General features: G+C 69.9%; 4 protein-coding genes. 3 read left to right on the forward strand and 1 reads right to left on the reverse strand.

All coding sequences use genetic code 11. From position 1 onward, the window contains the following. Positions 1-3: 3 nt before the first annotated feature. The gene (egtB, locus tag D9598_RS15145; protein ID WP_198367374.1) at positions 4-1,197 is read right to left on the reverse strand and encodes an ergothioneine biosynthesis protein EgtB; all 1,194 of its coding nucleotides are present in this window, start codon (positions 1,195-1,197) and stop codon (positions 4-6) included. A gap of 252 nt (positions 1,198-1,449) precedes the next feature. Between egtB and D9598_RS15150 the strand changes: the two genes are divergently transcribed. Genes D9598_RS15150 through glgB form a run of 3 tightly spaced genes read left to right on the forward strand, consistent with a single transcriptional unit; the run spans position 1,450 to position 10,171 of the window. Next, positions 1,450-4,719 carry a maltotransferase domain-containing protein gene (locus tag D9598_RS15150; protein WP_232477269.1) on the forward strand — a complete coding sequence of 1,090 codons (3,270 nt, stop codon included), beginning with the start codon at positions 1,450-1,452 and terminating at the stop codon, positions 4,717-4,719. Positions 4,720-4,722: 3 nt separating this feature from the next. Continuing rightward, positions 4,723-8,016, forward strand: coding sequence for a maltose alpha-D-glucosyltransferase (gene treS / locus D9598_RS15155; RefSeq protein ID WP_198367376.1), 3,294 nt, complete (start codon positions 4,723-4,725; stop codon positions 8,014-8,016). Continuing rightward, positions 8,009-10,171, forward strand: coding sequence for a 1,4-alpha-glucan branching protein GlgB (gene glgB, locus D9598_RS15160; protein ID WP_198367377.1), 2,163 nt, complete (start codon positions 8,009-8,011; stop codon positions 10,169-10,171). Before treS ends, glgB begins: the two co-directional genes overlap by 8 nt.

The following is a 10,171-nucleotide window of genomic DNA, read 5'->3' on the forward strand; positions in this document are numbered from 1 at the left end:
GGGCTAGCCCTCCTCTGCCAGGCGCAGGCCGGTGAACTGCCAGCGCCGGTCGGGATGGAAGAAGTTCCGGTAGGTGGGCCGCGCATGGCCGGGCGGTGTTGCCTGCGAGCCGCCCCGCAGCACCATGGTGTTGATCATGAACTTTCCATTGTACTCGCCGACGGCCCCCTCCGGCGGGCGGAACCCCGGATAGGGACGGTAGGCGCTGCCGGTCCACTCCCAGACGAAGCGCCCCGCATCCTCCAGCAGGCCGCGCCGCGCCGCGCCCTCCCATTCCTGCTCGGTGGGCAGGCGCTTGCCGGCCCAGCGGGCGAAGGCATCCGCCTCGTACCAGCTCACGTGACGCACCGGCGCCAGCGGATCGAGCGGCCGCAGGCCGGCGGGGGTGAATTGCAGCCAGTGGCCGTCGTGGCGTTCCCAGTAGAGCGGCGCCTCCCAGCCCTGCTGCTGCGCCGCCGCCCATCCTTCCGACATCCAGAGCAGAGGCTTGCGGTATCCCCCCTCCGCCATGAAAGCGCACCATTCGGCGTTGCTGACGAGATGCGATGCGATACGCGAGCCGTTGAGCAGCACGTCGTGGCACGGGCGCTCATTGTCGAAGGCGAAGCCCGTGTTCAGCGCCCCGATGCGGATGATCCCCGCCTCCAGCGGCCGCATGGCGGCGGCCTCGCGGGACAACGGCGCCGGCTCCCGCCAGTCCGGCGCCAGCGCGGGCCGCAGCGGATTGAAGGAGAAGGCGTGCAGCATGTCAGTGACCAGGAGCTCCTGGTGCTGCTGCTCGTGCTGCAGGCCGAGCTCCACCATCTCCAGAAGCTCCGGCGAGGGCTCGCGCGCCAGGAGGCGCTCCATCGCCGCGTCCACATGCGCCCGGTAGGCCGCGACGGCGCCGGTCGGCGGACGGGTCAGCAGGCCGCGCTGCGGGCGCGCATGCCGGGGACCGACCTGCTCGTAGTAGCTGTTGAAGAGGAAGGAGAACTGCCGGTCGAACACCGCGTAGCCCGGCAGGTGCGGCTGCAGCAGGAACTGCTCGAAGAACCAGGTGGTATGGGCCCGGTGCCACTTGGCTGGGCTCGCATCGGGCATGGACTGGACGCACTGGTCCTCGTCCGAGAGGCTGGCCGCGAGACGTTCGGTGTGGTCGCGGACCGCGCGCCAGCGCCGGTCGAGCGCGACGCCCTCCGCCTCGAGCGTCAACATGGCGGACACCGGCCGGATCGGGCCGGGACCGGTCCAGGGCTGGTCGACATTCCTTCCCCCCCCCCTCTTCTCGTGCTCCGGGGGCTAACGCAGCCCTTTCCGGGCGGTTTCCAGGCCCTTGCGGCACGGCCCAAGCTTCACGAAACTTGCATGCGACCCTGACGTTGCCGCCTCGAGCCAGCGCCACTCCGGATGCGGGCCGCGTGCCGCAACCCGGAGCCGGCCCCCAGAACCGGCAAAGAGGACCCGCCCTTGCCTGGAGCAGCTTTCCCCAAGGCCATCTACTACCTCAATCCGCTGGCCGCCGGCCCCCTGGAAGCATGGCCGGAGACGCTTGGGCGGATCGTCGATCTGGGCTTCGACAGCCTGGCCATCGCGCCCCCCTTCGAGCCCGGCGCGTCCGGCAACCTCTTTCTGACACGGGACCATGCCCGGCTGCATCCCGCCCTCGGCGGCGGCGAGGCCTTGCCGGCCCTGCGGCGCATGGCGGAGATGGCCGGCGTCCACAACCTCTCCCTGCTGCTCGACCTGGTCCCCGACCGCATGGCCGCCGAGGCCCCGGCGCTGCGCCAGGGCCTGGCGGCGGAGCGGCTGGAGGCCGGCGCGCCGCCCGATCCGCGCCGCGAGCCCGACATGCGGGGCGGCGCGCGGCTGCGCCCCTCCCCCGAGCTGGCGGGCTGGTGGCAGGACCGGCTGCGGGACTGGGCGGAGGCGGGTGTCGCCGGGTTCCGCTGTCTGCAGCCGGGCTGGGGAGGTGGCGCGTTCTGGCGATCGCTGATCGACACGCTGCGGCAATCGGCCCCGACGGCGGGCTTCATCGCCTGGACCCCCGGCCTGCCGGTGGGCGAGGTGGAGGGGCTGAAGGATCTCGGCTTCGACCTGACTGTCTCCTCCCTGCCGTGGTGGGACTTCCGCGCGGCCTGGTGGGGCGAGGAGGTTACGCGGCTGGCGCGGATCGCGCCGTTGCTGACCATGCCCGAGGCGCCTTTCGCGCCCCGCATCGGCAGCCGCTTCGCCGATCGCCACGAGGCGGAGCTGGCGGCGCGGCGGGCCCTGGACTTCGCCGCCGGGGCGGGCAGCGCCTGGCTGATGCCGATGGGCTTCGAATGCGGCGACATCCATCATATGCGCCATGACGGCGGCGCGGCCCGGCATCTCGCCGAGCTGCTGGCCTCGCCCCGGATCGACCTGCGCGCCGCCGTGGCGGCCGCCAATGTGGAGAGGGCCCGCGAGCCGGCCGCCGCCACGCGGCTGCCGCCCGCCCTGCTCTCGGCGCCGGGCGCCCCCGTGGTGCTGCTGCGCCACGCCCCGCTGGCCGGCGATCCGCGGCCGGAACGCGCCCGGCAGGCCAGGCTCATGGTGGTGGCCAATCCCTCCCTGCGCCAGCCGGCCCGGCTGGGGGCCGGCCAGCTGACGGGCGCGCTGCCCTGCCCCGGCCGTCTGCCGGAAGATGTCCTGAACGAGACCGGCCAGCTTGTCCTGGCCGCGGGAGAAGTCCGCTGCATGCCGATCCATGATGTCGCGCCGGTGCGTTTGCCGATCGGCGACAGCACGCAATCCGCCCTGGCCGCGGCCGAGGCGCCGCGCATCGCCATCGAGAATGTCCTGCCGGCGGTGGATGGCGGGCGCTTCCCGGTCAAGCGCAGCGTGGGGCAGCCCGTCACGGTGACGGCCGATATCTTCACCGACGGACACGGCAAGCTCTCGGCCAGCCTGTTCTGGCGCGCGGCCGACGGGGCGGAGTGGCAGGAGGTGCCGCTGGTCCTGACGGTCAACGACGTCTGGACCGCGACATTCGTGCCGGACCGGGTCGGCCGCTATCTCTTCACGGTCGAGGCCTGGGTCGATCACTACGCCGCCTTCTCCGACGAGATCGGCAAGAAGCACGCCGCGGGCGTCGATGTCGCGCTGGAGCGGCGCGAGGGCATGGCGCTGCTCGAGGCGGCGCAGCCGCGCCTGCAGGGTGAGGCGGCGGAGGCTCTCGCGGCGCTCGCCGCGCGCATCGCCGCGGCGGAGGACGCCGAAGCGGTGACGCTCTTCACCGGCGCGGAGGCGCGGGCGCTGATGCACACGGCCGATCCGCGCGACCATCGCCTGCGCCACACGCCCGTGCCGCTCGACGCCGAGCGGCGGGCGGCGGGCTTCTCCTCCTGGTACGAGATCTTCCCGCGTTCGCAGAGCGGCGACGCGACGCGCCACGGCACCTTCGACGACGTCATTCGCGCGCTGCCGCGCGTCCGCGACATGGGCTTCGACGTCCTCTACTTCCCGCCGATCCATCCAATCGGGAAGAAGAACCGCAAGGGGCGCAACAACACGCTGACCCCCGGCCCGGACGATCCAGGCAGCCCCTATGCCATCGGCTCGGAGGAGGGAGGGCACGACGCGGTGCATCCCGAGCTCGGCACCCTGGAGGATTTCCGCCGCCTCAGGGCCGCGGCGGCCGAGCACGAGCTGGAGCTGGCGCTCGACTTCGCCATCCAGTGCTCGCCCGACCATCCCTGGCTGCGCGAGCATCCCGAGTGGTTCGAGTGGCGGCCGGACGGCTCGATCCGCTACGCCGAGAACCCGCCGAAGAAGTACGAGGACATCGTCAACGTCGATTTCTACAAGCCCGGCGCCATTCCCTCGCTGTGGATCACGCTGCGCGACGTCGTGCTGTTCTGGGTGGCGGAGGGCGTCAAGCTGTTCCGCGTCGACAACCCGCACACCAAGCCCCTGCCCTTCTGGGAGTGGATGATTGCCGAGGTGCGGTCGCGCGACCCCGAGGTGGTCTTCCTCTCCGAGGCCTTCACGCGCCCCAAGGTGATGTACCGCCTGGCCAAGGTCGGCTATTCGCAGTCCTACACCTACTTCACTTGGCGCAACTCGGCCTGGGAGATGCGCCAGTACCTGGAGGAGCTGAACGAGGCGCCGCAGCGCGACTTCTTCCGCCCGCATTTCTTCGTCAACACGCCGGACATCAACCCGGTCTTCCTGCAGCATTCGGGCCGACCGGGGCATCTGATCCGCGCCGCGCTGGCGGCGACGCTTTCGGGACTGTGGGGTGTCTACAACGGCTTCGAGCTCTGCGAGGCCCGGCCCGTGAAGCCCGGCAAGGAGGAATACCTCGACAGCGAGAAATACGAGATCAAGGTCTGGGACTACGACCGGCCGGGCAACATCACCGGCGAGATCACCGCCCTGAACCGCATCCGGCGCGCCAACCCGGCGCTGCAGACGCATCTCTGCGTGACCTTCCTGGCCTCGAATCACGAAGGCATCCTGTACTATGTGAAAGCGACGCCCGACCTTTCCAACGTGGTTCTCGTGGCGGTCTCGATGGACCCCCATCAGCCGTTGGAGAGCCATGTGGAACTGCCGCAATGGGTGATGGGGCTGCCCTCGGGCGCGCCCCTGCTCGCCGAGAACCTGATGCAGGGCGGCAGCGAGGTCTGGAGCGGGACCCACCGCTTCCTCCGCCTCGACCCGCACGCCCTGCCCTTCGCCATCTGGCGCCTGAGCGCCGCCGACAAGGCCTGATCCATGCCGTCCAACGACAAGCCGCACCATCCGGCGGACCCGCTCTGGTACAAGGATGCGGTGATCTACCAGCTGCACATCAAGTCCTTCTTCGACTCCAACAATGACGGGGTCGGGGACCTTCCGGGCCTGATCGCGAAGCTGGACTACATCGCAGCCCTCGGTGTGGATGCCATCTGGCTGCTGCCCTTCTATCCTTCGCCCCGGCGCGACGACGGCTACGACATCGCCGAGTACAAGGCGGTGCACCCCGAGTACGGCACGATGCGCGACATCCGCCGCTTCATCGAGGAAGTGCATGCGCGGGGCATGCGCGTCATCACCGAGCTGGTCATCAACCACACCTCGGACCAGCATCCCTGGTTCCAGCGCGCCCGCCGCGCCAAGCCGGGATCGGCGCACCGCAACTATTACGTCTGGTCGGACACCGACAAGAAGTACGACGGCACCCGCATCATCTTCCTCGACACGGAAAAGTCGAACTGGACCTGGGATCCGGTGGCCGGTGCCTATTTCTGGCACCGTTTCTACAGCCATCAGCCCGACCTGAACTTCGACAATCCGCAGGTGATGAAGGAGGTGCTCTCCGTCATGCGCTTCTGGCTCGATGCCGGGGTCGACGGGTTGCGGCTGGACGCCATCCCCTACCTGATCGAGCGCGACGGCACCAACAACGAGAACCTGCCGGAGACGCATGTCGTCCTGAAGCAGATCCGCGCCGCGCTGGACGAGCACGCGCCCGGCCGCATGCTGCTGGCCGAGGCCAACCAGTGGCCGGAGGACACGCAGCAGTACTTCGGCGATGGCGACGAATGCCACATGGCCTTCCACTTTCCGCTGATGCCCCGCATGTACATGGCGATGGCGCAGGAGGACCGCTTCCCGATCACCGACATTCTGCGGCAGACCCCGGACATTCCCGAGAACTGCCAATGGGCGATCTTCCTGCGCAACCACGACGAGCTGACGCTGGAGATGGTGACCGACAAGGAGCGGGATTATCTCTGGGAGACCTATGCCTCCGACCGGCGGGCGCGCATCAATCTCGGCATTCGCCGCCGTCTCTCGCCGTTGCTGGAGCATGACCGGCGCCGCATCGAGCTGATGAACTCGCTGCTGCTCTCCATGCCTGGCACGCCGGTGATGTACTATGGCGACGAGATCGGCATGGGCGACAACATCCATCTCGGCGACCGCGACGGCGTGCGCACGCCGATGCAGTGGTCGCCCGACCGCAACGGCGGCTTCTCGCGCGCCAATCCCGCCAGCCTGGTTCTGCCGGTCATCATGGACCCGGTCTATGGCTATGAGGCGGTGAATGTCGAGGCGCAGTCGGCCGACCCGCACTCGCTGCTGAACTGGACGCGGCGCATGCTGACGGTGCGCCGCCGCCACCGGGCCTTCGGCCGCGGCAGCTTCGGCTATCTCTATCCCGGCAACCGCAAGATCCTCGCCTATCTCCGCGAGCATGACGGCGAAACCATCCTCTGCGTCTGCAACCTCTCCCGCACGGCCCAGGCGGTGGAACTCGACCTCTCCGCCTATGCCGGCCGCGTGCCGGTGGAACTGGTGGGCGGCTCGACCTTCCCGCCCATCGGCCAGCTCACCTACCTGCTCACCCTGCCGCCCTATGGCTTCTACTGGTTCATCCTGGCAACGGAGGCCGCCATGCCGAGCTGGCACGCGCCCGCGCCCGAGGTCATGACCGAGCTGTCCACGCTGGTCCTGCGTGGCGGTCTGGCCGAGGCCCTGGCTCCCGCTCCTCGTCGGATCTTGGAGCAGGAGGCGCTGCCGCAATACCTCGCCAAGCGGCGCTGGTTCGCCGGCAAGAACGGGCCCAGGATCGAGCCGCATCTGGCCTTCGCCGAGGCCCTGGCCGGCCGCACGGTGGAGGTGCTGCTGGCCGAGGTCGAGGTGGCCGAGGAGGCCGGCATGGCGCGCTACCAGCTGCCGCTCGGCATCGCCTGGGAGGATCAGAACCTCCCCGTGCTGACGCAGCAGCTCGCCCTGGCCCGCGTCCGCCGCGGCCGGCGCGTCGGCGTGCTGACCGATGCCTTCGCGCTGGACGCGCTGCCCTGGGGCGTGCTGCGCGGCCTGGCGGAGAAGGCGGTGATGCCGCTGCAGGAAGGCGAGATCCGCTTCCTGCCGACCTCGCTCTTCGATCTCGCCGCCATCCCGCCCGACGCCGAGATCCGCCGCCTCTCCTCGGAGCAGTCCAACTCCTCGCTCATCATCGGCGATCAAGCGGCGCTCAAGCTGGTCCGCCGCATCACCGAGGGCATCAGTCCCGAGACGGAGATGACGCGCCACCTGACCGAGCTCGGCTTCGCGCAGACCGCGCCGCTCCTGGGCGAGGTGGTGCGGGTGACGCCGGATGGCGTGCCGCGCACCCTGGTCGTGGTGCAGGGCTTCGTGCGCAACCAGGGCGATGGCTGGGGATGGACCATCGAGTTCCTCAACCGCGCCATCAGCGAGATGGCGCTGACGGAGGTGACGATCGGCGAGCAGGACGAGGTCTTCGCCGGCTACACCTCCTTCGCCGCGGCGCTCGGCCGGCGCCTGGCCGAGATGCACGCCCTGCTCGCGCAGGACAGCGAGAACGAGGCCTTCCGCCCGGAAGTCGCCGGCGAGAAGGATGGCAAGGCCTGGGCGCGGGGGGCGCGGAGCCAGGTCGAGGCGGCGCTGAAGGCGATCGGCGGCGCGCGGACGTGGGACAAGCCCGAGGACGCGGAGATCGCCGCCCGCCTGACGGGTGCCCGGTCGGAGATCCTGACCGCGGTGGATCGGCTGGCCGCCGCCGCCGACGGAGCGCTGAAGACGCGCATCCATGGCGACTTCCATCTCGGCCAGGTGCTGGTGACGCAGGGCGATGCCTGCATCATCGACTTCGAGGGTGAACCGGCCAAGTCGCTGGAGCAGCGCCGCGCCAAGACCTCGCCGCTGCGCGACGTGGCGGGCCTGCTGCGGTCCTTCGACTATGTCGTCGCCACGGCGCAGCCGAACCACGGCACGGCGACGGACGAGAGCGCGGGGCGCCATGGCGCCTTGCTGGAGGTCTTCCGCAACCGCGCCGCGGCGGCCTTCCTCGACGCCTACCGCGCGGTGCATGCGAAGACACCCCGCCCCTGGGTGGCGCCGGAAGCGGAGGCGGCGCTGCTCGACCTCTTCCTGCTCGAGAAGGCGGCCTACGAGGTCTGCTACGAGGCCGCCAACCGCCCTGGCTGGCTCCCCATCCCGATGCGCGGGATGGACGACATGATGACCCGGCTGACGGGAAAGGATGCGCCGCATGACTGAGACGGACCTTCATCCCGACGCCCTGCGTGCCCTGCTGGACGGCCGGCACGGCGATCCCTTCGCCGTGCTCGGCCCCCATGACACGGCCTCCGGCCGCATCCTGCGCGTCCTTCTCCCCGGGGCGCTGGCCGTGACGGCGGAGGGCGAGGGCGAGGCGGTGTCCCTGCATCCGGTGGCGGAGGGTCTGTTCGAGGGCCGTTGCCCGGCAGGGTCCTACCGCCTGCGGATCCAGTGGCGCGAGGCCGTGCAGGTCACGGAGGACCCCTATGCCTTCCCTCCCCTCCTCGGCGAGCTTGACCTGCATCTGCTGAGCGAAGGCGCGCATCGCGATATCGGCCACTGCCTGGGTGCCCACCCGACGGTGATCGAGGGCGTGCCGGGCGTGCGCTTCGCCGTCTGGGCCCCGAACGCGCGCCGGGTCTCCGTCGTGGGCACGTTCAACAGCTGGGACGGGCGGCGCCATCCCATGCGCCTGCGGCATGAGGCCGGCGTCTGGGAGATCTTCATCCCGCGCCTGGAGCCGGGCGCCATCTACAAGTACGAGCTGCTGGACCCCAATGGCAGCGTGCTGCCGCTGAAGGCCGATCCCGTGGCCTGGCGCACCGAGGCGCCGCCGGCCACCGGCTCGATCGTCGCCGATACCGGCGCGATCCGCGCCCTGCGCACCCCGCCTCCGCAGCAGGACCCGGCCGGCCTGCCGATCTCGGTCTACGAGGTGCATGCCGGCTCGTGGATGCGCGGCGACGGCAACCGCGAGCTGGGCTGGGAGGAGCTGGGCGACCGGCTGATCCCCTACGTCACCGGCATGGGCTTCACCCATGTCGAGTTCCTGCCGATCATGTCGCACCCCTTCGGCGGCTCCTGGGGCTATCAGCCGCTGGGCCAGTATGCGCCGCACGCGCCCTTCGGTCCGCCGGAGCATTTCGCACGGCTCGTCGAGCGCTGCCATGAGGCGGGGCTCGGCGTCATCCTGGACTGGGTGCCGGCGCATTTCCCGACCGACGCGCACGGCATGGCGCATTTCGACGGCACCGCGCTCTACGAGCATGCCGACCCGCGCGAGGGCTTCCACCAGGACTGGAACACGCTGATCTACAACCTCGGCCGACGGGAGGTGCGGAACTTCCTGATCGGCAGCGCACTGCACTGGCTGGAAACCTATGGCATCGATGCCCTGCGCGTCGATGCCGTGGCCTCCATGCTCTACCGCGACTACAGCCGGGCGCAGGGCGAGTGGGTCCCGAACATCCATGGCGGGCGCGAGAACCTGGAATCGATCTCCTTCCTGCAGGAACTGTCGGCGATCATCGCCGAGCGCTGTCCCGGCAAGCTGCTGATCGCCGAGGAATCCACCGCCTTCCCCGGGGTCACGCGCAAGGCCCGCGACGGCGGACTGGGCTTCGACTTCAAGTGGAACATGGGCTGGATGCACGACACGCTCCACTACATGGAGCAGGACCCGGTCTACCGGCAGTACCAGCATGGCGGCATGACCTTCGGCATCGTCTATGCCTATTCCGAACGCTTCATGCTGCCGCTCTCGCATGACGAGGTGGTGCACGGGAAGGGTTCGCTGATCCGCAAGATGCCCGGCGACGACTGGCAGAAATTCGCCAACCTGCGGGCCTACCTGTCCTTCATGTGGACCCACCCGGGCAAGAAGCTGCTGTTCATGGGCGGCGAGTTCGGCCAGTGGCGGGAGTGGAACCACGACACCTCGCTCGACTGGCACCTGCTGGACGAGCCCCGCCATGCCGGGCTGCAGCGGCTGGTGCGCGACCTCAACGGTCTCTACCGGGAGCATCCCGCCCTGCACGCGCTGGATTGCGACCCGGCGGGCTTCCGCTGGGTGGTGCTGGACGACAGTCAGAACAGCGTCTTCGCCTTCCTGCGCCTCGGCCCCGAGGGCAGCGCGCCGATGCTGGTCGTCTGCAACTTCACGCCCGTGCCACGCCAGGGATACCGCCTGGGGGCTCCCCTTGGCGGCGCCTGGGCGGAGGTCTTCAACTCCGACGCGGCTGTTTATGGTGGCGCGAATGGCGGGAATGGCGGCATGGTTCACGCAACCGCGGAACCCTGCCACGGGCTGGACCACAGCCTGGCGCTCGAGCTTCCCGGCCTGTCCACCCTGGTGCTGACACCGATGGAGCGTTGA

The organism is Roseomonas sp. KE0001 (genome assembly GCF_016107285.1).
Classification (GTDB): domain Bacteria; phylum Pseudomonadota; class Alphaproteobacteria; order Acetobacterales; family Acetobacteraceae; genus Pseudoroseomonas.